The sequence below is a fragment of the Fulvimarina thalattae genome, from assembly GCF_040239565.1.
GTDB lineage: Bacteria > Pseudomonadota > Alphaproteobacteria > Rhizobiales > Rhizobiaceae > Fulvimarina.
Genome location: NZ_JBEHWS010000009.1, coordinates 74,777 through 100,610, shown reverse-complemented (window position 1 = coordinate 100,610; position 25,834 = coordinate 74,777). Strand labels below are relative to the sequence as shown.

At 60.8% G+C, this 25,834-nt stretch carries 16 protein-coding genes; 7 read left to right on the top strand and 9 right to left on the bottom strand.

Annotation, left to right across the window (positions count from 1 at the left end; genetic code table 11):
* Position 1 precedes the first annotated feature (1 nt).
* Positions 2-124, bottom strand: coding sequence for a hypothetical protein (locus ABRA89_RS12965; protein ID WP_349941916.1), 123 nt, complete (start codon positions 122-124; stop codon positions 2-4).
* A gap of 190 nt (positions 125-314) precedes the next feature.
* Here ABRA89_RS12965 and coaD point away from each other — a divergent pair, with 190 nt between their 5' ends.
* From coaD to tgt, 5 genes are all read left to right on the top strand, one after another.
* Positions 315-800, top strand: coding sequence for a pantetheine-phosphate adenylyltransferase (gene coaD, locus ABRA89_RS12960; protein WP_349941915.1), 486 nt, complete (start codon positions 315-317; stop codon positions 798-800).
* A 42-nt stretch (positions 801-842) separates the two neighbouring features.
* Positions 843-1,454, top strand: a complete 612-nt coding sequence (locus ABRA89_RS12955; RefSeq protein ID WP_349941914.1) for a peptidylprolyl isomerase — start codon at positions 843-845, stop codon at positions 1,452-1,454.
* 140 nt (positions 1,455-1,594) lie between these two features.
* On the top strand, positions 1,595-2,074 hold the full coding sequence (locus tag ABRA89_RS12950; RefSeq protein WP_349941913.1) for a peptidylprolyl isomerase: 480 nt from the start codon (positions 1,595-1,597) through the stop codon (positions 2,072-2,074).
* Between the two features lie 18 nt (positions 2,075-2,092).
* Positions 2,093-3,169, top strand: coding sequence for a tRNA preQ1(34) S-adenosylmethionine ribosyltransferase-isomerase QueA (gene queA, locus ABRA89_RS12945; protein ID WP_349941912.1), 1,077 nt, complete (start codon positions 2,093-2,095; stop codon positions 3,167-3,169).
* On the top strand, positions 3,166-4,296 hold the full coding sequence (tgt, locus tag ABRA89_RS12940; protein ID WP_349941911.1) for a tRNA guanosine(34) transglycosylase Tgt: 1,131 nt from the start codon (positions 3,166-3,168) through the stop codon (positions 4,294-4,296). The genes queA and tgt overlap by 4 nt, the downstream gene beginning before the upstream one ends.
* A gap of 16 nt (positions 4,297-4,312) precedes the next feature.
* Here the strand turns inward: tgt and ABRA89_RS12935 are convergent, their stop codons facing one another.
* Positions 4,313-4,732: a DUF4864 domain-containing protein gene (locus tag ABRA89_RS12935; protein ID WP_349941970.1), complete on the bottom strand. Its 420-nt coding sequence runs from the start codon at positions 4,730-4,732 to the stop codon at positions 4,313-4,315.
* A 127-nt stretch (positions 4,733-4,859) separates the two neighbouring features.
* Entirely contained in the window at positions 4,860-6,842 is a 1,983-nt protein-coding gene (locus tag ABRA89_RS12930) for a putative bifunctional diguanylate cyclase/phosphodiesterase (protein ID WP_349941910.1), read from the bottom strand.
* A gap of 264 nt (positions 6,843-7,106) precedes the next feature.
* Here ABRA89_RS12930 and ABRA89_RS12925 point away from each other — a divergent pair, with 264 nt between their 5' ends.
* Complete coding sequence (locus ABRA89_RS12925; protein WP_349941909.1) at positions 7,107-8,150, top strand: class I SAM-dependent methyltransferase; 1,044 nt, start codon at positions 7,107-7,109, stop codon at positions 8,148-8,150.
* A 98-nt stretch (positions 8,151-8,248) separates the two neighbouring features.
* Here ABRA89_RS12925 and ABRA89_RS12920 read toward each other — a convergent pair whose 3' ends face one another.
* The 5 genes from ABRA89_RS12920 to ABRA89_RS12900 form a co-directional block, all read right to left on the bottom strand.
* A complete protein-coding gene (locus tag ABRA89_RS12920; protein WP_349941908.1) occupies positions 8,249-8,707 on the bottom strand; it encodes a DUF302 domain-containing protein in 459 nt (152 codons plus the stop codon).
* Between the two features lie 176 nt (positions 8,708-8,883).
* On the bottom strand, positions 8,884-9,498 hold the full coding sequence (gene msrA / locus ABRA89_RS12915) for a peptide-methionine (S)-S-oxide reductase MsrA (protein WP_349941907.1): 615 nt from the start codon (positions 9,496-9,498) through the stop codon (positions 8,884-8,886).
* 146 nt (positions 9,499-9,644) lie between these two features.
* Complete coding sequence (locus ABRA89_RS12910; RefSeq protein WP_349941906.1) at positions 9,645-12,146, bottom strand: sensor domain-containing protein; 2,502 nt, start codon at positions 12,144-12,146, stop codon at positions 9,645-9,647.
* A 457-nt stretch (positions 12,147-12,603) separates the two neighbouring features.
* Complete coding sequence (locus ABRA89_RS12905; RefSeq protein WP_349941905.1) at positions 12,604-14,517, bottom strand: PRC-barrel domain-containing protein; 1,914 nt, start codon at positions 14,515-14,517, stop codon at positions 12,604-12,606.
* A gap of 431 nt (positions 14,518-14,948) precedes the next feature.
* The gene (locus ABRA89_RS12900; RefSeq protein WP_349941904.1) at positions 14,949-15,113 is read right to left on the bottom strand and encodes a DUF1328 family protein; all 165 of its coding nucleotides are present in this window, start codon (positions 15,111-15,113) and stop codon (positions 14,949-14,951) included.
* A gap of 253 nt (positions 15,114-15,366) precedes the next feature.
* Here ABRA89_RS12900 and ABRA89_RS12895 point away from each other — a divergent pair, with 253 nt between their 5' ends.
* Complete coding sequence (locus ABRA89_RS12895) at positions 15,367-16,377, top strand: diacylglycerol/lipid kinase family protein (protein WP_349941903.1); 1,011 nt, start codon at positions 15,367-15,369, stop codon at positions 16,375-16,377.
* A gap of 57 nt (positions 16,378-16,434) precedes the next feature.
* Here ABRA89_RS12895 and ABRA89_RS12890 read toward each other — a convergent pair whose 3' ends face one another.
* Positions 16,435-25,377 carry an apolipoprotein A-IV repeat region-like domain-containing protein gene (locus ABRA89_RS12890; protein WP_349941902.1) on the bottom strand — a complete coding sequence of 2,981 codons (8,943 nt, stop codon included), beginning with the start codon at positions 25,375-25,377 and terminating at the stop codon, positions 16,435-16,437.
* Between the last annotated feature and the right edge of the window lie 457 nt (positions 25,378-25,834).

Sequence of the window (25,834 nt, the reverse complement as noted above, 5' to 3'; positions counted from 1 at the left end):
ATCAGCGGCGGAACTGCCGGGCCTTTACCTTCACGCGCGAGCGTTCCTGATCGCTGTGCATCGTGACAAGCGTTGCGGCTGTGAGGCTGAAAACCATTGCGAGAGATAGCGCGACGATCAGCATATTGAGTGTCTCTCCTCGTTATCTTGCATCGAATACGTTTCACGATGCCGAATGGTTCCCGGCGAAGATCGTCGAAGGCCGCGTCGATCCCCTTGGGTGCAAGATAGACACAAGGTTCGCGATTGTCTTCACGCAAATTGTCTCGATCTGTAATCATTCTTAAGCGCCTCCTGTTTCACGGAAAGACGAGATGACGACAGGCTTCTTCCCCGGCTCCTTCGACCCGATGACCTTCGGACATCTTTCGATCCTGCGTCAGGCGCTCAGCTCGTTTGATGAGATTATCGTCGGAATAGGCGTTCATGCGGCGAAGACCCCGATGTTTTCCTTCGAGGAGCGCGCCAACCTCATCCGCGAAAGCCTGAAGGTGGATGGCAGGAGCGCCGAAATCGAAATCGTTTCCTTTGACGGCCTTGTCGTGGACGCGGCGGCGAAGGCCGGTGCATCGGTGCTCGTGCGCGGCCTTCGTGACGGCACGGACTTGAACTACGAAATGCAGATGGCCGGTATGAATGGGGCGATGCGCCCTGAAATCACGACGGTTTTCCTCCCGGCTTCGCCCGAGACACGGCCCATTACCGCCACATTGGTTCGTCAGATCGCGAAGATGGGCGGGGATGTCTCGTCATTCGTTCCAGGACCGGTCTTGGCCGCGCTTCGAGGCAAAAACGCGTAGCCAGCGCCGGTTTCGTACCGTTCGCGATCTAGGGGGTCACAAATGAAACTTCTTCCAGCACTCGGCGTCCTCGCCGGGCTCACCATGGCGGCTGTGATGCCGGCATCGGCCCAGGACGCTGCCGATGCCTCCAACCGCCTCAACATCGAAACCAACAAGGGCGAGATCGTCGTCGAGCTCCGCCCTGATCTCGCGCCGAAGCATGTCGAGCAGATCAAGGCATTGGCTGAGGAAGGCGCTTACGACAACGTCGTCTTCCACCGGGTGATCGACGGCTTCATGGCCCAGACCGGCGACGTGCGCTTCGGCAAGAAGGGCTCGGACTCCTTCGACGCTTCCAGCGCCGGCATGGGCGGCTCGGACAAGCCTGATCTCGACGCTGAATTCAGCGAGAGCGAGACCTTCGATCGTGGCACGGTCGGCATGGCCCGTTCGCAGGACCCGAATTCCGCCAACTCCCAGTTCTTCATCATGCTCGCCGACGGCGACTTCCTCGATGGCCAGTACACGATCGTCGGTGATGTCGTCGAAGGCATGGATGTCGTCGATCAGATCAAGAAGGGTGACGCGCGCCAGAACGGCACCGTCGAAGACCCGGACGTGATGACCAACGTGACCGTCGGCGGCGGAGAAGCATCGGGTGGACAGGGCTGAGCAATCGATTGGCAAGCCTCTCGGCCGATAGGCCGGGGTTGCGCGCTTTTCGATAATGTCACACAGAGACCATCAATCGCGGCGGTTCGGGAAACGTCCCGGACCGCCCTTTTTGAATGCAATGAAGAAAGAGACCGATCATGGCCTATGACAATCCAGAAGACGTCCTGATCCTCGATACGACCAAGGGACAGGTCGTCATCAAGCTGCGCCCGGACCTCGCGCCCAAGCATGTCGAACGCATCAAGGAACTCGCTCGCGAAAACTTCTACGACGGCGTCGTCTTCCATCGGGTGATCGACGGCTTCATGGCCCAGACCGGCGATCCGACGGGCACCGGCGCGGGCGGTTCCGACAAGCCGGATCTCGAAGCCGAGTTCTCGGCCGAACCGCACAAGCGCGGCACTGTTTCGGCGGCGCGTACGGCCAACCCGAACTCGGCGAACTCGCAATTCTTCATCTGCTTCGAGGACGCGCCCTGGCTGAACAAGCAGTATTCTGTGTTCGGTGAGGTGATCGAGGGCATGGACAATGTCGACCAGATCAAGAAGGGCGAGCCCGTTCGCGATCCGGACTCGATCACGACCATGCGCGTTGCGAGCGATGTCGACGCCGGCTGAGCCAGGCCTTAGCGCGATATGAGGGTCGATCTCTTCGACTTCGAACTGCCGCCGGAGCGCATCGCGCTCCGGCCGGCGGAGCCGCGCGAAACGGCGAAGCTTCTCGGCGTATCGAGAGGCGGCCTCTCCGATCATCGGATTGCCGATTTGCCGGCACTGCTGGAGGCGGGTGATGTTCTCGTCTTCAACGACACGAAGGTCATACCGGCTCAGCTTTTTGGCGTGCGGACCCGAGAGGGCTTGCGGGACGGCGAGGGGATCGCCCAGGTCGAGGCGACGCTCCATATGCGGCTGTCGCCCGAGAGCTGGGCGGCCTTCGTGCGGCCCGGCAAGCGTGTGAAGGTCGGCGATCAGCTGGTCTTTTCGAGCGGTGATGCAGAGACCCTCGTCGCCGAGGTCACGGCCCGGGGTGAGGGCGGCGAGGCGACACTTACCTTCGAGCATTCCGGCCCTGATCTCGATGCGGCGATCGCTGCGGTCGGCCATGTTCCGCTGCCGCCGTACATTGCGGCGCGTCGTGGTGACGACGAGCAGGACCGGACCGACTACCAGACCATCTATGCCCGTGAGGCCGGCGCTGTTGCGGCACCGACTGCGGGGCTGCATTTCACCAACGATCTTCTCGCGAAGTTACGAGAAAGTGGCGTCGCTACAGAGTTCCTGACGCTTCATGTCGGCGCTGGCACCTTCCTGCCTGTGAAGGCTGACGACACCGACAATCATCGGATGCATGCCGAGATCGGCATTATCGATGTGGCGACGGCCGAACGGCTCAACGCAGCGAGAGCAGCCGGTGGCCGGATCGTCTGCGTCGGTACCACATCGCTACGGCTTCTCGAAAGCGCGGCGAGCGCGGATGGTCGGATCGCGCCCTTCGCCGGGCCGACCGACATCTTCATCACGCCTGGATACCGCTTCAAGGCGGTCGATCGGCTTATGACGAACTTCCACCTGCCACGCTCGACCCTTTTTATGCTGGTCTCGGCGTTCTGCGGGCTGGAGCGCATGCGCGAGGCCTATTCGCACGCGATCTCGAACGAGTACCGTTTCTATTCCTACGGCGACGCATGTCTGCTGGACCGGATCGAAGAATGACCGACACATTTCAGTTCAACCTCCTCGCCACCGACGGCAAGGCGCGGCGCGGCGAGATCACCATGCCGCGGGGCACGGTGCGCACGCCTGCCTTCATGCCCGTGGGAACCGCCGGCACCGTGAAGGCGATGTATCTCGATCAGGTCCGCGAACTCGGCTCGGACATCATTCTGGGCAATGTCTACCATCTGATGCTGCGGCCTGGCGCCGAGCGCGTTGCCCGCTTGGGTGGTCTGCACGAATTCGCCCGCTGGCCTTATCCAATCTTGACCGATTCAGGCGGGTTTCAGGTGATGTCGCTCGCCGATCTCAGGAAGCTCGACGAGACCGGCGTGAAGTTCAAGAGCCATATCGACGGCACCGAATACGCGCTGACACCGGAACGCTCCATCGAAATCCAGGGACTTCTCGACAGCGACATCCAGATGCAGCTGGACGAGTGCATCCGCCTACCCGCCGAGCGCGCGGAGATCGAGCGGGCGATGGAGTTGTCGCTTCGCTGGGCCGAGCGGTCGGCGAAAGCCTTCGGAAACCAGCCGGGCAAGGCGATGTTCGGCATCGTGCAGGGCGGTGACGTTCCCGACCTTCGCATCCGATCGGCCGAGGCTCTCGCAGCGATGGACCTCAAGGGGTATTCGATCGGCGGTCTTGCCGTCGGTGAACCGCAGGATGTGATGCTGAAGACGCTCGAGGAAACACTCCCAGTGCTCCCAGAGACGAAGCCGCGCTATCTGATGGGCGTCGGCACCCCGGACGACCTCTTGCAGTCGGTGGCGCGGGGCGTTGACATGTTCGACTGCGTGATGCCGACCCGGGCCGGCCGCCACGGTCTAGCCTATACGCGCTTCGGCAAGATCAACCTGAAGAACGCGAGGCATGCCGAGGACCCGCGACCGCTTGACGAGACATCGGACTGCCCGGCGGCGCGCGATTATTCCCGCGCCTATCTTCACCATCTCGTGCGGGCGAACGAATCCCTTGCCGGCATGCTGCTGACCTGGACGAACCTTGCCTATTATCAGTCACTGATGGCGGGCATGCGCGATGCGATCGAGGCGGGATGCTTCGCCGATTTCAAGGCCGAGACCGAAGCCGGCTGGGCGCGCGGCGACATCGCCGCGCTTTGACGTTTGCGGCGGTACGTCAGACCGCCAGTTCCTCGCTCTTTTTCAGATAGACGCCGGTGATCTTCATCGTCCCGTCGGGCTGGCGCTCCAGCGTGTAGGTGGCGATCCAGCTCTGCCCCTTGGGATCGGTCATGAAGACGTCCTGCCGGAAGCCGTCGCCAGCATGCGTCAGCTCGCCGAACGAGACATTGCTGGACCGATATACGGGCGCGTAACCGGTCCGCACCATCTCCATGAAGCGATCCTTCGTGCCGAACATCGATTTGATCTTCGGTGCGGCGTGAACGAATGCCGCTTCGCCATTATCTTGGCGAAAGGCTTCAAGCTGGGAGGAAATGACAGCCTCTATCTCGGACGAGTCGTCCGCTCGCGAAACATTGGCGATGCCGAGGAAGATGAGAGAGACGATAGCTGCGAGCCTGACAATCGAATGCATCACGACGGGTCTCCTGTTTCGTTCATTCCCGAATGTTCGATGCGGGACTGGAAGAAGAAACAGTGTCGCTCCTCACGATGACGTGAGGTAATCAGCCGACTTCTGAAAAAGTGCAGCGCTTAAGGGCTCAGCTGGCGGCCAGTTCTTTTTCCTTGGCTGCCTCAAGTTGGGATAGGGAGATCGGCCAGCTCAGATGGAAACCCTGAGCGTATCGGACGTCGTATTTGCGCATCAGATTAAGCTGCTGGGGCGTTTCTATCCCCTCTATGACGATTGCATGACCTCGGTGCCGAATGAGCCTGATCAGATCCGACAGCATCGATTTGTCTCGAGCCGTCATGCGATCGTGCATCAACGAGCCGTCGATTTTGATCAGATCGAAATCCACTTTCTGCAGCCAAGCAAGACCGGAATAGCCCGATCCGAAATCGTCGAGCCAGATCTTCACGCCAAGCCGCTTCAGCTCATTGATGCAATTCAGCGCCTCCGGATGGGCGTCGAGCGTCTGGCTTTCAGTGATCTCCAGCGCAAGGCGTTTGGGATCGATATTCAGACGGCCGAGCAGGGCGGCGGTATAAAGGGAAAAACCCGAGGTCTTCAGCTGCATCACCGAAACGTTCACGCTGACGACTTCTGCAAGGTTTTTGGCGAGAACGTCCCGGCAGGCGCACTGAAGCGCCCAGCGGCCGAGGGAATTGATCTGCCCGGTGCTCTCGGCGACGGGAATGAAGACACTTGGCCTGACCACGCGGCCGTTGGACCGTTCAAGCCTCATCAGTGCCTCGACGGCGATCGTCTCATTCGTCTCTATGTCGATGATCGGTTGATAGATCATCGAGGCGAGTCCCGAATCGATCGCCTTGTCCAGCAGAGCGCCGATATCCTCCTTACCGGTGCCGCCGATCGGGTTTACGGGGTCGTAAAGTTCGATACGGTTTCGACCTCGGTCCTTCGCGCGATAGAGTGCACGGTCCGATTCCTGAATGAGATTTTCCAGATGGGTCCCATTCGAGGAATGGCTGATCGCCGCGCCGATGCTGATCGTCACGGATTTGCGGCCATCGTTACGCCTTTCGTGCGGCAGCCCGATGGATTCGACCGAACTGCGTATGCGCTCCGCGAGATAGGAGACCGATTGTGGTTCGTCCGACTTGAACAGGAAAATGAACTCTTCGCCACCGAACCGACCGACGACGCACTGGCGCGCAGCAGCGATCTCGCTGAATGTCGCAGCCAGCTCAACAAGGCACTGGTCGCCTTCCTGATGGCCGTAGAAGTCGTTGTAGGGTTTGAAGTAATCGACATCGATCAGCAGCACTGCGAACGACTGGCCGAACTGCAGCCAGTCTTCCCAATAACGCTCCAGTTTTTCGTCGATGGCCCGCCGGTTCGACAATCCGGTCAGCGGGTCGGTTCTGGAAAGCGCGAGCAGCTCGCGCCCGCGTTGCTCGACCTCGCTTTGGTTCAGTTCGGCCTGATACGCGTTGAGAAAGACATGATAACGCTCTCGCTCGAGCTTCCAGTTGACATATGAAGTGACCGCAAAGCAGGACGCGTAAAACACGATCGTTGAAATGATGTAATTATGGGTCGTCTCCGGCAACCAAAAGACTGACATCAAACCGCCGGCCAATACCGTAAAGCTGGTACGAACGGCGATATGGGTTGGGAAGTCGAAGAAAAGATTGCTCACCATCATGAAAAGGATGCCGTATACAAAATAATACGAGAGCGTCGTCAGGTCATTTGATTGAGCCGCCGGGTATAGCCATGCAAAATAGCAGCCGATAATGATGAGGCCGCTGATTTCGTCGATTACGTCCGAAGACGCTTTGCGGCGGTGCATGTATTCGGTCAACAGAAAGGCGATCGCTCCGGCGCTGACCCGGAAGATTGTCGTCAGCCAGAAAACATCCGGGATGAGAAAGTAATCGATGGCCGAGAAGCTGACAAAGATGACGATTGCCGCCCACATCGAAAAGCGGGTCACGAACGCTCGGTCGGACTCACGCCGTTCGTAATGAAGACGGTTCAGCGCGGTGTCGCGACGGGCATACCAGGGGAGACCGAGCTCCGCCTGCAGCTTATCGTCGAGTGCCGAATCGTTCACTGGTATAAACCGCCCATCCGCGAATGAAATTCGCGGACTGGTGCGCATGCACGACCATGTCCGCGAAGTCGAACATGCGGTAGAATAGTTGAAGAACGCTTTCCGTAAGGAATTAGAACCTTTCGCAGAAGCCGAGCATCCGGCATTTGGAGCCGATCTCAACGGGGGAGCGGGCTGCTGCGTTAACACTAATTAAAGGATCAAAAAGACAGCATTTCGAAAGCCTGCTACCCTTTGGTTCGTATTCAACCTGAGGGGGCTGATATGCAGCAGGCAACTTTTGAATTCGACGGTGAAAGTCTGATCACGCAGGAGATGATCTCTCAGAATATCCTGTGTTCGGAAGGTTCGGCGGAAGCGAACGAAGCCGCCGTCGCCCACACTCAGGTCGCGCTTCTTCTCGAAATGACGCGTCAGCGTCTGGAAAATCCGGGCGCCGAATACTCCGCGATGGCGGCCCTATTCAGTGAGCTGCATAGGGCGAGAGCGCGGTACAGCCCTGCGATATGGGCCGACCTCGTCAAGATGATACAGAGCCATTCGGTGGCTCGGATCATTCATGAGGATCCGTTTACCCGGCGCTCGTTCGAGAAGCCCCGCGGCTATTCCGGTGACGCCGGACTCCTCGACTTCATCTACAGGCATTCCTCTCGTCAGACAGAGATGGATAGCGCCAGCGACCGGGGTCGCGCGATCAACGCTTATACGAACGAGGCACCGGCTGCATCAGCCGTACGCGAACGCCGTGAACTCCTCGCCCGAAACGTCGACGAAGTCGCGGAACGTGTTGGCGAACACACGGAAATTCTCACGATCGCGGCTGGGCATCTGAGGGAAACCGAGCTTTCGGAGGCGTTCCGGGCCGGTGGTCTGAAGCGCTGGGTCGCACTCGACCAGGATCCGATGAGCGTCGGAATGATGATGCGTGATCTTTCGGGCAGCTGCGTGGAGCCGATCAATGGTTCGGTGCGTGGTATCCTGAAGGGCGCCTATAACCTTGGTAGATTCGACTTCGTCTATGCGGCTGGGCTCTACGATTATCTTCCGGACCCGGTCTCGATCAAGCTCACCAAGATTTGCCTGGACATGCTGAAGCCTGGCGGGAGGTTCCTGCTTGCCAACTTCGCCGACGATATCGCCGATGACGGCTATATGGAAACGATGATGAACTGGTCGCTCCTCCTGCGCTCCGAGGAAGACGTCTGGCGGATCGTCAACGCTTCGGTTGATCGCAATACGGCGGACGTGCGGGTCGAGCGCGGCGAAAACGGCAATATCATCTACGCCGTGATCGAGAAAAAGAACTGATCAGACAGAGCTTTAGCGTCTGTTCTTCGTCTATTCTGTCGGGGGGCGTTCTTGCGGCCCCTGAATGCGTTTTCGAGGATGTTTGCCGACTCCGAAGACTATTCCGCTCCGGCCGCAGCACTGCTGAGTTTGTCGAGCGCGCCTGCCATCTTTCGGATCGACTCACTGGAGGCATCAAGCCCGTGCCGCGCCGCGAGGGCTTCCGCCGAGACATAGCCGATCGTCGTTTGGCCACCGTCGTCCCAGATCAGCATCTTCTGAGGTAGATCGATCGCGACGCGGCGGTTTTCCTGCATGAGCGGCGTGCCGATCCTTGGATTCCCGAAGATTACAACCGTCGTCGAGGGCAGATCCAGGTCTGCCGAAGCAGCGTTTTCGGCGTGGTTGATGGTGGCCATGACCTTTGCGCCGGCCGACTCGATGGCGCCCGTCAGCGCCTCGACAGCTTCATCGACACTGCGGTCGGTCGTTTTCGTTACCCATTCTTCCTGCGCGCTAACGGCGATGGGGGACAAGACGAGGAAGAGGGCGCACAGGCTGGCGGTCAATGCACGCATGGGGCAAGCTCCTGAATCATCACGGAAATTCTTCCGTGAAAGTTAGGGCGGATGGACTGTCTGGCGAAGCGGGCGGCCATCTCTCGATGCAGGCCGTGCCGTTATCGAATCATGGCCACTCGTTTTGTTTTGAGCGGCCGGTGCGCCTCATGAGCGCACCGTGAGGGTTATGACTCTCAGCCGACAGCATCCTTGATGCCCATGAACGCCTTGTCCCCCCAGACACGCTCGACCGTATTGTTGCGTCCGCAGCCATTGCGGTAGAACTTATACTTGACCGGGTTCTTCTTGTAATAATCCTGATGATAGCCTTCGGCCGTCCAGAACGTCGGAGCCTGACGAATTTCCGTCGCCACGCTGCCAAGGTCCTGTTGAACCTCCGCCTTGGTTGCCTGGGCTTTCTGCATCTGCTCGGCGTTCGTCGCGAAGATCGCGGTGGTATAGGAGTGGCCGCGGTCACAGAACTGGCCGCCACCATCGGTCGGATCGATCGAGTGCCAGTAGACTTCGAGCAATTCGTCGTAACTCACCTTAGAGGGATCATAGGTGATGCGAACCGCTTCCACATGGCCGGAATGGTTCTGATAGGTCGGGTTCTCGCTCTTTCCTCCGATGTAGCCGGAGATCGTTTCGGTCACGCCGTCGACGTGATCGAAGTCCGCCTCGACACACCAGAAGCAGCCGCCGGCGAAAATCGCCGTCTCGGTGTTCTGGGCAAAACTTGGGGCGGTGAAGGCGAGGCCGGTTGCAGTTGCAGCGGCAAAAACAATCGGAGCAAAACGTCTGGTCATGTCATCTCCCAGGTCGACGATGGTCGAGCATCTTCGCGGCGCCTGTTCCGCGCCAATGCGTGGTGCTCTTGAACTATTGTTCGACCGGGGCGCCGGAAAGGTTTCGTGATCAATTCCGAATTAACAGCGACCAATTGTCCGCTTCGTCAGACCGCACGTCGGTAAGCAGGCTTCTGTCGGGTGGAATGCCCAAGGTTGGCCTCGTCGTCTGCGTTCAGCAGTTCAAGGAGATCGGCGGCAGGCATTGGTCGGTGCCAGAGATAGCCCTGACCCTGATCGCAGCCGAGCGTCGTCAACAGTCGTTCTGTCTCCACGCGCTCCACGCCTTCGGCGACCGTCTTGAGGCCCAGCCCCTGCGCCATCGCGAGGATCGCCTTCACCAGCACTTCCTGTTTCGGGTCATGGTCGATCTGGCGGATGAAGGACTGGTCGATCTTCAACACGCTGATCGGGAATTGATGCAGATAGCTCAGCGCCGAATATCCGGTGCCGAAGTCGTCGATAGAGATCACCACGCCAAGATCGGCGATTGTCTGGAGAGTCTGAAGGATCGTGACATCGTCCTTCAGCAGAATGCTCTCGGTGATCTCGATCTCCAGCCAGCTCGCCTTGCATCCAGTCTGGTCGAGGCAACGGCCGAACGAGGCGAGAAATCCGCCGTAGAGAAATTGTCGGGCCGAGACGTTGACCGCGACAACGATGGGCTCGTCCCGCTTCGTATTGCATGCGACGGCGAATGTCGCCGCATCGAAGAGAATCCGGCGGCCAATTTCGATGATCTTGCCGGTTTCCTCGGCGATCGGGATGAACTCCGCCGGTGAGATGAAGCCTTTTTCGGGGGTCTTCCAGCGGCATAGCGCTTCAGCGCCGCAGATCCGACCGGTTTTAAGATCGATCTTGGGTTGGAAATGGGCTGAAAATTCCCGAAGGGCCAAGCCTCTCGTCATCATCGCTTCCATTTCGAAGCGATTCTGGGCGATGCGGTTCATATCCGCCGTGTAGCGACAGAACTGACCGCGACCGCTCGCCTTCGCCTTGTAAAGCGCGATATCAGCATAGCGGAACAGTGTCGCGTCACATATGCTGTCGTCGGGAGCAATCGCGAGGCCGATGCTGGTTGCGACGTTGACGGAAACTCCATCCAACGTCATCGGGACGGCAATCGCCTTGATGATCTTTTCGGCGAGAGCTTCGGCTTGAGCAGGATCGGTCAGACCCGGTTGAATGACGGCGAATTCGTCCCCGCCGAGACGTCCGACCCAAATTCCCTGCCCAACCTGCTTGAGCAGACGTTCCGCGAACAGGCAAAGCAGTTCGTCGCCGATGACATGGCCAAGTGAGTCGTTGATCGCCTTGAAGTGGTCGATATCCAGGGTGAAGAGTGCCACCCTTGTACCGCTTTTCGTTGCCGCGGCAATTTCACCGAGCAGCGTATCGCGGAACTTCGCGCGATTGGCCAACCCGGTCAGACTATCGGTGAAAGCCAGCCGTTCGAGTTCGTGCTCCTTTTCGGCGAGCGCCTGCTCGGCGGTCTTCCGATCGGTGATATCGCGGCCGATGCCGAGAACGGAGATGAGTTTCCGGTTCTCGCAGAATTCCGGAAACAGGCGAATCTCATGCGTTATGGTGACATCGTCGCCGAAGTGGAAGACGTATTCCTTCTGGTATGGCTGCTCTGTTCGAAGAACCTCGTAAACGCTGTTCCGCAGATCGACGAGACCGGGATAACGCTCCGGCTTTTCCATGAACTCGGCGAACTCATTGTCCGGTGAAAAGCCGAATCTGTCCTTGAGCATGCGCTTCAAGGCGCCGTTCATGTAAATGGGACGCCCAGTGCGCTCAAAGCGGATGAGGCAGTCGGGCAGGTGCTCGGCGAGTTGTCGGTAGTCACGCTCACGGGCTCGCAATTCCTCGGCCATCTCATGGTTGGCGGTTATGTCCCGCGCAGTACCGAGGATCCCGGTTATTTTCCCGTAGCGGTCGTGGATTGCAGTCTTTCTCACATCGTATCGCCGGGCTCTCATCGTGTCGCTTGCCGGGATCTCCATCTCGAACTGAACGGCATCCTGAGAAGTGAGTGCTTCCTCGTCAGTCAGACGATGGGTTTCACGGATGTCACCATGGCTGAGGTCGCTCGCCCTGAGGCCGATCGCTTCTTTCTTCTGGAGCGAGTTGAACTCGTCGAATTTGTCATTGGTCAGGACGTAGGCGCCGTCGGCGTCCTTGATCCAGAACATGTCGAAAAAGACCTTCACTGCGGCGCTAAGCCGGTCGTTCGCTTCTGCCGCAGCAATGCGCAATTCGTCGATGTCGGTCGTGTGGCTGCTGATTGCGAGGACGCGGCGTGTCGCGCTATGCGGAGCGATCAGCGGTATCAGCCGGATTTTTGGGGCCGAGGCTGTCTCGTCCAAAGCCCTGTCCGAAAAATGCATCGTTGTAATCTGGCCGCTGCAGGCAGCTTGGACAATCTTCTGGCGCAACTCCACCATATCGTCATGAGGAATAATCTCGTCGGGCGTGCGCCCGCGAATATCCTCCATAGCCACGCCAAACCGTCCGATAACTGCCGGATTCGCGACAATGATCCGCGCGTTTTCGTCGTAGAGGACAATTTGGTTTGGGGTGTGAGCGAAAATTGTCGCCAGCATCGCCGCGGCATCGCTCTGCGCAAAAGCAGCGATGTATTCGTCAAGCGACCCCGATGGCTTTTGCGTCTTTGTTCCTACAAGGCGCTGCGTCATTGAAATTCACCGATTCTGCGCGGAGACCTCTCCGAAAAGAAGATTAATATCTATTGATCGATTTCCGTGAGGATTGCGTTAAGCGAGCCTGATAACAAGAGTCCGTTGGACTTCCCGAGGCGAGTTCGTGCCCTTGGACTGCGCGTTTTAAGAGTAATTTACAATTAAAAAACGATAATCACTTCAGTAATCGCAAGCGTTTCAACGCGCAGAAAATTACGTCAGGTTTGCAGCATTCCTTTGTGGAAGCGCGTCTGAAAAACTACCGGCACTCATGATATTCCTTCCGGCGGCTTTGAGCACCCGAAAAAAAAACGGGCCCGCCGAAGCGAGCCCGTTCTTAAGTTCTTAATGGAGTTAAGTCTTAGTTGCTCTGGCCTTCGCTCGAGCTACCACCATCGGAGGAACCACCCGAGCCGCTTTCGCCCGAACCGCCGGCAGCGCTTTCCTCAGGCGTGTATTCTGGAGCGTTCTCAAGCTGGTCCTCGGTCATCTGCGTCTGGACCGACAGCGAACCGCCGGAGTCCTGCATGAACTGAAGTTCGTCCATGCTGACCGAAACCGGCTTTTCGCCGATGCCGAGGAAACCGCCAACGTCGATGATGACCGCTTCGATACCACCGTCCTGCGAGAGAACGATGTCGCCAACGTCACCGACCGACTCGTTGTCCGGGCCGACAACCGAAGTGCCGATCAGATCATCCGCTGTAAGCGATGAGGTGTCGTCGAGCGGCTGCATATCCGACTGACCACCTTCGCTGGAAGCCGAGTCACCGCTAGCCTGATCACCGGACGAAGACGAGTCGGAGCTAGCTGCCGAGCTATCGTCAGCCTGTGCCATCTCGGTGCCTGCTTCGTCAGCAGCATTCTCGGTCGACTGAGCAGCCTGATCAGCGGCCTGACTTGCCTCATCCGTAGCGTTATCTGCGGACTGAGCAGCCTGGTCGCCTGCCTGCTCCATCTCGGAACCGGCTTCAGAGGCGGCCTGATCGGCTTCGGCTGCTGCCGAACCAGCCGCCGAACCAGCGGCAGCTGCTGCTGCGGAATCACCGGCTTCAGTCGTGTTGTCGCCAGTGCCGCCATCGGAATTCGTGCCCGAGCCCTCGGAAGCCTGCTGGTCGCCAGAAGCCTGGTCGCCGCTGCTTTGCTGACCTTCACCACCTTCCTCAGGACGTTCGCTGCTGAAGGACGGAGCCTCTTCCAGCTGCGCGCGGTCGGATGCGTACACTACCTGCGGCGTGCCATCTTCCTGCTTGGACATCTTCATTCCGTCGAACGGAACAGCAACGTCCTTCTCACCAATGCCGAGGAATCCTCCCACGCCGATGACGCCGGCCTCGATAGCGCCCGAGGACGACACGACCAGATCGTTGATCTCGCCAACGCTCTCTGCATCTTCGCCCGGACCGGACAGCACGTCCGCGCCAATCAGATTCTGGGACAGGAACTGATCCTGACCGACAGACGTCGGTACATCGGAAGAACCGCCACTCGACGCGGTGTCGCTGGAAGCTTCCGATCCACTACCGCCGGAAGCCGCCATGTCGGACGAGCCGCCGGAACCGCTGGTGTCGCTGCCGCCTGTTGCGGCCGTATCGGACGAGCCACCCGAACCGCTCGCTTCACCGCCACTTGACGGATCGGTCTCGCTGGCCGAGCCACCCGAGGCTGCCATGTCACCGCTGGCCGAGTCTTCGGACGCCATGCCCGACTGCTCGGTCGAGCCGCCACCTTCAGCACCGGAGCCTTCGCCGGAAGCTGCTTCCTGCTGCTCCTGCTCGCCCGGCATCATGAAGGTCGGCATCGAGCCGAGGTCATCACCGCCGGAAGCCATGGTCGCGCGCGGCTCGCCTTCCTGCATGGACCAAGAAATCTGATCGAACGGAATGGCGACTGTCTTCGACTCCTCGCCGGCGGTCGTCACAATAGCAGCAACGATCTGGCCATCGGACCCAACGAGATAATTATCGATCGTCGCGACCGCCTCGGCATCCTCGGCATCGCTACCATAGATCGACTGGCCTGTCAGATTGGATGCCAGATACTGATCGGATGAAAGCTGCTGCAGGAAATCGCCCGAAGCCTGGCTATCGGACGAAGCGGACATTTCGCCGCCGCTCGCGTCAGAACCGCTCGCATCGGAGCTGCCCTGTTCCGACTGCATTTCCTGGGTCTGACCCTCGGTTGCAGCATCACTGGACTGCTCACTGTCCTGAGCATAGGCACCTGTGGCGAGAACGCCTGCGAGGGCCGTTGAAACGAGAAGTTTGCGTAGCATCGTTTATTCCTTGTCTGTCAGTTGTTTGACAGCGCCGCCCGCGTGACATGGTGCCAACGGCGACGTTGATGGCTAAGAAATGGCTGAAGGGGCTGGGCGGTTCCGTTGCGAAAAAGTATTTTTTGGCAGGCTCAAACAATAGGCGCGCACGATGTGCGCGTTCAGGTCCGGTTCATCTTCGACATCGAAGATAAGGCTTTATTGCACTGCAAAATGCTCGTGCACCCTAAGTACAACTGATTGCATTGATAGCCAGCTATTTGTTTGGCGTGGTCTCCCGACTTAGGCCGCTTTGCCAGGTTCTTGTTTTTCGGGTTGAGCGACGGCGTGGCGCGTCTTCTCGTGCCAACCCTGCATAGCAAATGACATCGGTCGAAATAAAATCGCTCTATTCGGAGTGTGCCTGCGATGGCAGCTGCCGTTTCGCGAGGTTACGCAAAGACCAGAATACCGAAGAGAATCATCAGCAACAGGCCGATCAACACGATAAAAATCAGGAGCTTGGCGATTCCGCCCGCAGCACCTGCGATGCCTCGAAATCCAAGCAGGCTCGCGATCGCGGCGACGATGAGGAGGATGACGATGATCTCGAGCATGGATATGTCCTGTCTTTGGTCAGTCGATCGCCTGGATCGCCGTTGCAGAACCGAATGGTTTTGAGCGCGGAGCGTTCCACGGCCCTATATGGAAATCGGTTGTCTCGTCGGGCATCTGAGCCGAAAACGCCGTGGGCGATCCTCTTCCGGCGCTAATCTTGTTCTCGCGATCATCCTTGGGCATCACCACGCGCTTCGTCTGCCTTAGATAGCGCTCGAGCGGTTCTCAGATCGCGGCACAACAAGAATAACAGTGGATCGGAACGTCGGCGGAATTCCGGTGTTTGTCGGTTCGGCAGTGGTGGTGACGGCACCCCACGCGACGCAAGGGGATCAGATGAAGGTTCTGGCGCTTCTCAACGAGGATGGTGGAACGTTGAAGACCACCAACCTCGACTGGCTCTCGTCCCTGTTGAGGGACGAGTTCGCGGTTCAAGGCCATACGGTCGAGATCGTGCGCTGTTCGGGAAACGAAGTGGTGCAGGCGATCCAGGGGGCGGTCGATCGCCACGATACCGAGGTCCTTCTCGTGGGCGGCGGAGACGGCACGGTCTCTGCTGCAGCGGCGAAATGCGTTGGCACCAAGACCGCGCTCGGAATCCTGCCGGCAGGAACGATGAACCTCTTTGCCCGAACGCTGCAAATCCCTCTCGATCTGGAACAGGCGATTGGTGCGCTTGCATCGGGGCGGATAACGCCTGTTGATGTGGGACGGGCAAACGGTGAGGTCTTCGTTCATCAATATGCCGTCGGCCTGCATGCCCGCATGGTCCGCATGCGCAACAAGTTCTCCTATGGATCGCGTATCGGCAAGGTAATGGCCACGTGGAGGGCAGGGTGGATTGCAATCCGCACCCTCCCAGAGATCAGCCTGGAAATCGAACTCGATGGAAAGGTGCAGGAGATCAAGTCGGCGGCCGTCGCCTTTTCGAACAATTTTTACGGCACCGGTCACGTGCCCTTCGCCGACGATCCAACGGACGGCTATCTCGGCGTTTATATCTGCAAGGCGCGCAGTGTCGGGCGCGTCGCCAAGCTGGTGCTGGACATCATGATGGGAGCCTGGCGTGAAAACCAGAACCTCGACGCGTTCAAGGCCAAACGCGTGCGGCTCATCTATGGCGGGCGGAATCACAAGGATCGCGCGGTGAAGGACGGCGAACTCGTCAGGCTCGAAGATGAGACAGTGATCGAGATCGATCCCGGCGCCCTCATGGTGCTGGCGCCGCACGAGGCGACGTATCTATCGGCAAAATCGACCTGACTGGCATGTGGGCCGGGCAGTCCATTCGAAACGGACTGTCCGGTCTCTGAGATACCGCTAGCCGTCGAGCTTACCCGCGGCGTGGGCGAGCATCGTGTAGACCTTGCCCGTATCGGTCGTCAGATAGCTGCTCGTCAGATCGATATCCGGATCGCGCCGGACCGCTTCCGAAAGCAGTTTCTCGAAATCCGAGATGTAGCTCTCGACAGCCGAACGGAAGTCCGTGTCGCGCTGGTAGCGACGCCGTACCGTGTCGAAGGTCTGCTGACCGCGGATCGTATAGAGGCGCCTATTGAAGACGTTCGTCTCACCCAGACGATACCGCCGCCAGAGATCGGATGCCGCGTTCGTGTCGATCGCACGGACGATCTCCCCGGAAAGATCGTCAAGCTGGTTGCCTGAGGACCGGTCAACCGGCGCGGACGGGGAAGCGCGTCCCGCCATCGACTGATCCTCGCGCGAAGCCCGTCGCAGGAGATCGGAGACCCAACCGCTTCCCTGCGGCTCAGGTGGCGTTTCCTCACGTTTGCCGGTCGACGACGGCCGTGATGCTTCGCTCCGGTAATCGCTTTGAGCGGGACGTTCCTGCCGACGGACGGCAGACGGAGCGGGCTGCGGCGGCGGGCCCTGAAGCGGCCGTGCCGGCGTATTGCTTTCCATTGATGGAGTGCGCGTGGCACTGCCTTCAGCGCGGGCCTGCGGTGCCGCGCTTCTGGTCTCCGTCGATGGTCGCGGACTTGCCGCGTCGGGATTCGAGCCGCGCAGGTCTCGGGCAAGATTGCCGTCGGTCAGGAAGGAGGCGGCAAGGCGCTCCTCGAAGTCGCTGTCGTCGAAAGCCGACTGAGGCGTTTGAGCCGGCTGTTGCGGCGCACGCGGCGGCTCGGGCTGACGGCTTTGCGGCTGGCGTGGCGGCTCCTGCCTTGGCTGATATTCCTGGCGTGGCTGCGATGCCGGCCGGCTCGATGCATAGCTGCCTGCGGCGGCTCCTGCTGCGGCCGCGACGGGCGCGACATCGAGGGCACCGCCCGTGCGCTGGACGATCTCGCTGAGATCGCGCAGGGCGCGCAACTGATCGGAGACTGCGCGACGCATGGCGGCTGTCGATTCCCGGGTTTCCTCGGGAAGTTCGAAGACGCCTTGCTTGATCTCGGAGCGGGCCGCCGACATCTCGTCGCGGATGATGGAAGCTGCCCGGCGGATTTCGTCGGTTGCGCCTTCGAAGCGCTGGCTGGCCTCCTCGACGGCGCTCTGGACCGCCTGTCGGATCGTTTCGGCCGCTGCGCGCGAGCGCACTTCCGTCGAGTCCAGCTGCCGTTCCGCCTGTTCGAGCGTGCCGGAGACCTCGTTCGACAGTTGGGACGAAATCGCGCGGGAGCGCTCCTCGGTCCGGTCGAAGAGATTGGTCATGAGACCTTCGAAGGACTGGATCGTGCCGCCGATTTCCTCGGAACGAGAAATCAGCGTACTCGCCAGCTCTTCAAGACCGCCCCGGCCGCCTTCCAGCGTCTCGCGCAGGCGACCTTCGCCGGTCTCGATCTGGCGAACCGCATCGCCGAGGGCGGCGCCATGTTCTGCGAAGCGATCGACGATCGACGCGATCTTCGAGAAGGCACCCATGGACATCTGGTCGAGGCGCTCGGTGTTGTTCTCCAGCATGCGCGCGGTGAGGGCGATCTGGTTCGAAGCCTGCTCGGCCGCGCTGGTGAAGCGTTCGCCGGTCTGCTGGAGCGTCGAGTCGATCGCGCCGAGATTGCTTGCGGTCTCGTCCACGAGCCCGCGCAGCTCGCCGGAGGTCTGACCGAGGCGGCCGAGCAGCGAGTTGAGTTCGCCGGACAGGCGGTCCCTGATATCGGAGACGTCTGCTGCGGCGCTGCGGGCACGCTCGTCGAAAGCGCCCATGACACCCTCTGCCGCCTGATTGAGGGCGGCGATGGTTTCGTCCGCCCGGCTTGAGAGCTGGCTGACCAGCGGCTGGGCATCTTCCTCGAGAAGCCGCACCAGCTGGTTGTGCTGGGAGCCGATGATGTTGGTGAGGTCCGTCGTGCGGCCTTGCAGTTCCTCGCCGAGAAGACGCGCACGATCCGATATCCCGCGCTCGCTCGCGGTGAGGCGCTCGGTGAGTTCGGTTTCGAGGATTCGCGCGATTTCCGCCGAACTCGATGACAACACCGCCGCCATTTCGCGGGTCCGCTTCGCCATGTCCTCGGAGAGCATCCGGCCGCGTGCTGCGATCTGCCTCTCGCTCTCGCCCATGCGCGAGGAGAGTTCGTCGGCGACAGCTCCGGCGGCTTCCATCAGCTGCTCGCGGGCCTGATCGGTCTGAGTGCGGATCGTTTCGGAGATCGTAGCGAACTGACCGGAGAGATCGGCGCTGCGCGACAGAAGCTCCTGGCGTGCTTCCGATGCGTCGTGGACGAAGGACTGCGAAAGGCTGACCACGTCGCCGCGAAGCTCGGCGGCGATCGTCGTCGCTTCCTGGCGCAGGCTCGCCGAAGCACTGGCGATCTCGGCCCGGACACGTTCCGTCGCCTCGCGCAGGCCTTCGCCGAGATTGTTCGACTGCATAAGCTCTTCGAGCTGCACCGAGACGGTCGAAAGCTCTTCTGTGAAGCGCTGGGCGCGCTCTTCGAGGCTCCTGGCCGCGTTGTCGGTCTCGGAGCGAAGCCGCGTGGAAGCGCCCGAAATGCGGTTGGCCAGCTGATCGGTGTTGTCGCGCAAGGCGAGCTGGCTCGTCTCTGCCTGCTCGCGCATGCGGTTCGCCGCTTCGGTGATCTGCGCGGCGATGGTCTCTGCCTGCTCGCGCATAGCGTCCCGGCTCTCGTAGGACGAGCTGGTGACGCGGCCCTGCACCTCCTGCATCATCTCTTCGAAGCGCTTGGTATTGCGCTCGAACTCGCTCGCGACCTCGACGGATACATTCGAGAGGGCATCGGCGAGAAGCATGCGCTGGGAGGCAAGGCCTTCCTGAACCGTGGTGACTTCTCGGTTCATATCGCCTGCCAGCGCCGCGATGGAACGCGACAGCTCGGTTGCTTCCACCGAGAAGCGGTTGCGGGACTCTTCCGAAAGGGTGCGAAGCGCTGTCGTCGCACCAGTGATGTTCTCGGCGATGCGCGCGCTTTCGCCGGTGAGCGAGAGCTGGGCATCGTTGGCCTTGGCCGAGAGCTCGTCGGCAAGGCTCTTGAGCCGGTCGGAGAGGCGGTTCGCTTCTTCCTCGATCTGCCGACGGGCGGCATCGCTCGATGCGGTGAAGAGTTGCTCCATGCCGGAGAGGTTCTCCGCCATGCGGTTTGTCTCGCCCTGAAGCCCTTCGCGGGCCTGGGCGACTTCGGCCGTCATGGTCTGCATGGCTTCCGCGATGGTCTCGCGGATCGTGTCCGCGATGGCGCCGGCACGGGCGTTGAGCGTGCGCTCCACGTTGCCGAGGCCGCGCTCCAGCGCCGAGGAAATGGCATTGGTGCGTTCGTCCAGACTCTCCGCAAGCGCGCTCGATCCCTGGTCGAGAGCTGCGACCAGTTCGCCGCGCCGTTCGTCGAGCGTCGACGAGACGTTCGCAACGCTCTCGTCGATCGCCCGGCGCACTTCGTCGCTCCGGTCACCGAGCGTTGCGGCCGCTGCGCGGGACGCTTCCTCGATGGTCGAGGCAATGCTGTCGCGGCGGTCGTCGAGGATCGAGGACAGCTTGAGATCGGCCTGAATGAGCGATTCCGAAATCGCGTTCACGCGCTCTTCGATCGTGTGCGCGATGGCCTCTCGGCCTCCTGAGAGTTCGCTCGCGATCGCCGCGCGCCGTTCGTCCAGACCGCCCAGAACCGAGCTTTCCGAAGCCGCCACGAGCGCAGCCATCGCGCCGAGGCGCTCGTCGAGACCGTCGACGAGTAGCCGCTGAGCTTCGCCGATGATCGAGCGCAGACTTTCGGCCCGCGTGGTGAGGCCCTCTTCGGCAAGCTGGACGCGGCCGGCGACCTGATCGGCGAGGGTCTTCGCGCGATTGTCCAGGTCTTCGACGAGCTGCGCGTCGTTCATCCGGGCAAGTTCGCGAATGCGTTCGGTCCGCTCGTCGAGCCCGCCGATGACGGTGGAAAGGGCCTGTTCGATCGCCTCCATCTGACCGCTGGCACTCTGGCCGATGCGATCGGAGAAGTTGTTCGAACGCTCGTCCATCTCGGTGCGGAACTGTTCGGTCTGGCTGTCGATGCTCTCGCGGATAGCGCTGCGCGCCTCTTCCATCGCCGAAGCAAGTGCATCCACCTTGGACGCGACATCCGATGCAACGTTTGAGGCGAGATCGTCGAAACCACCGCGCAGCGTACCGATCCGTTCGTCGAGAGCAGAAAGCATCCGCTCGCGGATCTCTTCGGTGATCGAGGTGAGGATCGAGGCGCGATCGTCGAGCTCGCCGCGCAGGGCGTTGGAGCGCTCATCGAGGGTCGAGATCAGTTTGACGCCCTCGCTCTCAAGCGACTGGTTCAGACGCTCGGAGCGATCGGATAGCAGCGATGCGATCGACTCGATGCGGTGGTCGAGACCACCGGTCAGACTGTCACGGGTCTGATCGACCAGGCTTTCGATCGCTTTTCCGCGCTCTTCCAGCAGCTGCGCCAGCGCTTCCTGTTTCTCGTCGACGCCGCGAGCCATGATGCCGTCGGCCATTCCGATGAGCGCCTCGACACGAAGGACTGTATCTTCCAGCGAGTTCTTGATCTGGCCCGACTGGCTCTCGAGGCCGGAAAGAAGCGTCTGCGAGTTGAGGGCAAGGCTTGCTTCGAGGTCCTCGCTGCGGTTGCCGAGAACCTCCTCGAGACTGGCCTGCCGCTTCTGGAGAAGCGTTTCGAGATTGGCGACCGCCGAGGCAAGCGCGTTGCCGATCGAGGATGTCCGCTCATACAGCGCGTCGATCCGCGAACCGGTCGAGGCATCGAGCTGCTGGAGCTTTTCGTCGAAGGTCTCGCCAAGGGCAGCGCGCCGCCGGTCGAGCAGTTCGGACAGAGAGCCGAGCCGTTCGTCGAGGAGCGAGCGGACCTCTTCTGCCTTCGCGTCGAAGGCATGACGACGATCGTCGAAAAGACCGGCCATCTGGCCTGAGCGGGCTTCGAGAATGGAGCCGAGATCTTCGAGCCGTTCATCGAGATAGGTACGAACGGCATCGGCCCGCCGGTCGAACTCGCCCTGCTTGTCTTCGAACGCGCCGGAGATCGCACCGGCTCGATCGGAGAGCAAGGTATTCAGGCCTTCGAGGCGCTGGTCGAGGGCGCCACGGATATCCTCCGCGATTCCATCGAACGCATTGCGCCGCTGGTCGATTGTCTCTGCGATCGTTCCCGAGCGCTGGTCGAGCATCGTCGCGAGCTCACCGAGCTTCTCGTCGATCGTCATACGGACGACTTCGGCGGATTCGACGAAGCCTTGGCGGCGCTGGTCAAAGATGCCGGCCATCTGGCCGCTGCGCGCATCGAGGAGCGAAGCAAGATCGTTGAGGCGGGTGTCGAGATCGCTGGCGATCGTGCGCGCCTTCTCCTCGAAGGCCGACTGACGTCCATCGAATGCGCCGGAAATCTGGCCGGCTCGCTCGTCGAGCATTGCACCGAGGCTTTCCAGCCGCTCGTCGAGCACTGCGCGGACGACGTCCGCGCGGTCGTCGAATATCTTCTGGCGATCCTCGAAGGCGGTTGTGATCTCGCCGCCGCGCTGGTCCAGTGCCCGGGAAAGATCGGCAAGACGCGTGTCGATCTCCGCCGAGACAGCGCGAGCCCGCTCTTCGAACTCGTTCTGACGGTCATCGAACGAGCTGGCGATGATGCCTGAGCTTGCTGCGAGAATGCCGCCGAGGCCTTCGAGGCGCTGGTCGAGGAGGGAGCGAAGTCCGTCCAGCTGCTCGTCGAGCTGCCGGCGCGCGCCCTCGGTCTGTTCGTCGAAGATCGCCTTGCGTTGGTCGAACGCCTGGGTGATCTCGTTCTGCTTGGCGCCGAGCTGGTTCGCGAGGCCCGCCAGACGATCGTCGATCTCGCGGGACATCGTGGTCGCGCGTTCTTCGAATTCGCGCTGGCGATCATCGAACGAGCCGGCGATCATTCCGGAACTGGCCGCGAGGAGCCCGCTCAGACTGTCGAGGCGGTCATCGAGCAGCGAGCGAACCGATTCCGCCTGGTTCGCGAATGTCGCCTGGCGATCCTCGAAGCCTTCGACGAAATGCCCGTAGCGCTCTTCGAGGTTCGCGTTGAGCGCCTGAAGCCGGTCGTCGAGAAGCAAGCGGATTTCCTGTGCCTTGTCGTCGAAGTTGGTGCGCCGTTCGTCGAGGGTCGCGCCCAGTTCGGAGTTTCGATCGGACAAGAGCTGCGAAAACTGAGTGGTTCGCTCTTCGAACAGGGCGCGCGTGGACTCCAACATCGCGGCGCCGCGCTCTGAAAATGTCTGATTGCCGCCGTCGAAGGCGGCGATGATCTGTCCGGAGCCCGCGTCGAGCAGGGAGTTCAGCCCCGAGAGTCGGTCGTCGAGGAGCGCGCGCAGTTCGGAGGTGCGCTTGTCGAGAACACGATCGCTCTCGGCGACGGCCTCCTGCGTGCTTGCTCCGAGGGCATGATGGCCGGCCTCGAAGGCTGCCACGATCTCCTGGGCGCGTTCGGCGAGAGCCTGGGCGAATTCGCGCGAGCGTTTTTCCAGCAAATCCGAAATCCGCTGGGTCGCATCCGCAATGACGTTTGCCCGCTCGTCGAGAGCTTCGACAAGGTTGCCACCGCGTTCCGTGAGGGTGCGGTCGATCGCTTCTATCCGGCGGTCGAGGTCGCCGATGGTCCTCTCGTTTGTTTCGGAGAGGAGATTCGCTGCCCGTTCGGTACGCTCCGTCAGGCTCGTTTCCATGCTTGAAAGGAAGCGCTGGGACTGATCTTCGAGTTCGCTCCGGCGGGTGTCGATGCTCTCGCTCAGCTGGCCGATATAGATGTTGTCGCGTTCGCCGATCTCGCGCAGCCGTTCGTTGAAGGCACCGTCGAGCTGGGCGAGGAAGTTCTGCGCTTCGCCGGCAAGGCCCTGGAGGCGCTGGTCGAATACGGCGGCCATGTCGGACAGGAAGCGGCCTGTCTCGTCGCTCAGGGTTCCCTTCCGGGCCTCGAAAAGGCCGGTCATGGATTCGCCGGTCGCGATCAGCTGGCGATCGAATTCGCGGGCCTGTGTTTCGAGACGATCGACGATCGAGCCGGACTTGTCCTCGAACTCGGCGGCGCGCGTGCCGAGGCGGCCGTCGATATCGGTGATCAGGTGCTTCGTCTTTCCGTCGAGCTCTTCGCTGCGGTGCTCGATCACCCGGTCGAGGTCGCCGAGGAAACCGCCGCTCTTTTCCGCGAGTTCGCGCAGACGCTTCTCGAAGGCCGCTTCAAGGCCGGAGAGGAAGCTCGACGTCTCCGACGTCATGGTGTTGGAGCGCTCGTCCAGCGCCTGGGTCAGATCGGTGAGGAACCTCTGGTTCTCGCCGGTCAGGGTTGCGCTGCGATTGGCGAGAAGCCCGTTGATTGCCTCGCCGGAGGCAACGAGGCGCTGTTCCATCTCCTGGCCGATCGCGGTCAACCGCGTGGCAAGCTCGTCGGTGCTGGCTGTAAGCGACTGCGCCCGGCTCTCCAGAAGGGCGCCGATGCGTTCTTCGGAAGACTGGATACGGCTTTCGATGTCCTCGCCGATGGTGGACAGACGCTCCATCAGCGCGTCGGAGCGCTCGCTCATGGTTGAAAGGCGGGAATCGAGTTCGCCGGTGACGTTCTCGCCGGTCTCACGCAGGGTTTGCGTCGCGTGCTCGCCGCTCTGCGTGATGCGCTGGATCAGCTCTTCGCTGTTCGAGGTCAGCCGGCCGCTGATTTCGCTCGAGCGCTCGTCGAAGAGCATCGCCATCGAGTCGGAGCGCGACGTGAAATCCTCGGCGAGCGCGCGGGAGCGATCCTCGAAGAGCGCGGTAAAGCGGGCCGAGGCTTCTTCGATGCGCTGGAGAATCTGTTCGGAAGCCTGATCGACATCGGTGACCAGCTGTTCGTGCGATCCGACCACCGAAGAGCGCATGCGCTCGGCGTGGGACAGCATCTGTTCGCGTTCGGAGCCGAGATCCTGAACGAGCGTCCGGATCTTCGCCTCGTTGTCGGCATAGGCCCGTTCGAGTGCCGAAACCTCGCCATGGACGACGTTTTCGAGCTCCATCGTGCGTGAGAGGGCCCGCTCCACGCTATCGCCGAGCGAGGAAACCTCGCGTCTCACAGCCTGGCCAACGCTGGCGACACGCTCGCTTGCGACCGTCTCGGGCTCGGCGAGCTTGAAGGCGACCTCGGCGAGAGAGCGGCTCATGAGACGCAGGTCGGAGGATCGACGAACCAGTATCGCAAAGGCGAAGACGAGCAGGACCGGAATCACGCCCACCGCTGCGATCATGGCGAGCAGCGTGCCTTGCTCCGGATCGGTGATCGCCTGATCGAGCGGGAAGAGGCGGTCGCCGAAGAACTGATAGGCTGCGAGCGCCGTGCCGCCGAGCCAGAGAACCGCGAACAACGCAGCAAGCCAGAGCGGAAGGGACGAGCTGCTGCGCGAAAGGAGCGCGTCCGCCATCACTGCGGTCCGGCGTTCCTCGTCATTCGCGGCTTTCTGGCCGTAACTGCGCTGGTTCGTTTCGCTTTCTGTTCCGCCGGACGGTATGTAGTCTGCCGTACCCGTGTCCTGATTGGCGGCAGTCTGGGGAAGCGGCTTTTCCGGCGTCGTCGATTCTTTCACGTTTTTGGGCGGCAAGAATCCTTCCGCATTCTCGCGCGCCTGCTCTGCGCGGAGTTCCTCCGCGGTCTCGCCGAGCTGACGCTCGAAATCGTCCAGAGACATGTCGACGGTTGTATTGTCAGGCTTTTGCGGTGTCTCCGCCTGTGCGGCATCGTCGGACCATTGTCCCGATCGGGAATTGAGATCCGCTTCCAAAGCGGCCTCGAGCTCACTCACGGCTTCGTCGGAGAGAGGATCGTAGGCTTTGGACTTCGACATCGTCGGTACGCCTTCATTACTCGTTACTCGAACCGGCGTTTCCGCGGCGCCTCGCCGGGAGCGGGCAGGCCTTGCGGAACCGTCAGTTCTCACGGAGTGTCATCCGCGATCATGACATCGACGCGCGCAACGAGGCGCACGAAAATGGGACGTCCCATCGTACCGGGCTCAAAACGGGAATGAAACCGCTTTGGAGCCGAGTTTCGACAAGTTTAAAGATAAGGTTAACGCACAAAACCCGGAACATCATCGGTCAGTTGCCCGAGTCTGCGGCAGCACAATTTTCATGAGGCTGCACCATTCGCGCAAGCCTAATCGCCCCAACTTTTATTCCGCCACGTTAACCGATTGATTACCTTATTGGATCAGCCTTGGTCAATCAGGGTGATGCGGAACGGATCTGGCAGAACTCACAAGGGTTTCAGCTATTCAGGCGATCGCGTTTCCATCCGGATTA

Excerpts from the sequence above, each read along its gene's own strand:
- msrA (WP_349941907.1), bottom strand. The coding sequence starts at position 9,498 with ATGACCAGACGTTTTGCTCCGATTGTTTTTGCCGCTGCAACTGCAACC.
- ABRA89_RS12965 (WP_349941916.1), bottom strand. The coding sequence starts at position 124 with ATGCTGATCGTCGCGCTATCTCTCGCAATGGTTTTCAGCCTCACAGCC.
- ABRA89_RS12900 (WP_349941904.1), bottom strand. The coding sequence starts at position 15,113 with ATGCTCGAGATCATCGTCATCCTCCTCATCGTCGCCGCGATCGCGAGC.
- ABRA89_RS12955 (WP_349941914.1), top strand. The coding sequence starts at position 843 with ATGAAACTTCTTCCAGCACTCGGCGTCCTCGCCGGGCTCACCATGGCG.
- ABRA89_RS12935 (WP_349941970.1), bottom strand. The coding sequence starts at position 4,732 with ATGCATTCGATTGTCAGGCTCGCAGCTATCGTCTCTCTCATCTTCCTC.
- ABRA89_RS12910 (WP_349941906.1), bottom strand. The coding sequence starts at position 12,146 with ATGCTGGCGACAATTTTCGCTCACACCCCAAACCAAATTGTCCTCTAC.
- ABRA89_RS12890 (WP_349941902.1), bottom strand. The coding sequence starts at position 25,377 with ATGTCGAAGTCCAAAGCCTACGATCCTCTCTCCGACGAAGCCGTGAGT.
- ABRA89_RS12905 (WP_349941905.1), bottom strand. The coding sequence starts at position 14,517 with ATGCTACGCAAACTTCTCGTTTCAACGGCCCTCGCAGGCGTTCTCGCC.
- ABRA89_RS12925 (WP_349941909.1), top strand. The coding sequence starts at position 7,107 with ATGCAGCAGGCAACTTTTGAATTCGACGGTGAAAGTCTGATCACGCAG.
- ABRA89_RS12920 (WP_349941908.1), bottom strand. The coding sequence starts at position 8,707 with ATGCGTGCATTGACCGCCAGCCTGTGCGCCCTCTTCCTCGTCTTGTCC.
- ABRA89_RS12950 (WP_349941913.1), top strand. The coding sequence starts at position 1,595 with ATGGCCTATGACAATCCAGAAGACGTCCTGATCCTCGATACGACCAAG.
- tgt (WP_349941911.1), top strand. The coding sequence starts at position 3,166 with ATGACCGACACATTTCAGTTCAACCTCCTCGCCACCGACGGCAAGGCG.
- coaD (WP_349941915.1), top strand. The coding sequence starts at position 315 with ATGACGACAGGCTTCTTCCCCGGCTCCTTCGACCCGATGACCTTCGGA.
- queA (WP_349941912.1), top strand. The coding sequence starts at position 2,093 with ATGAGGGTCGATCTCTTCGACTTCGAACTGCCGCCGGAGCGCATCGCG.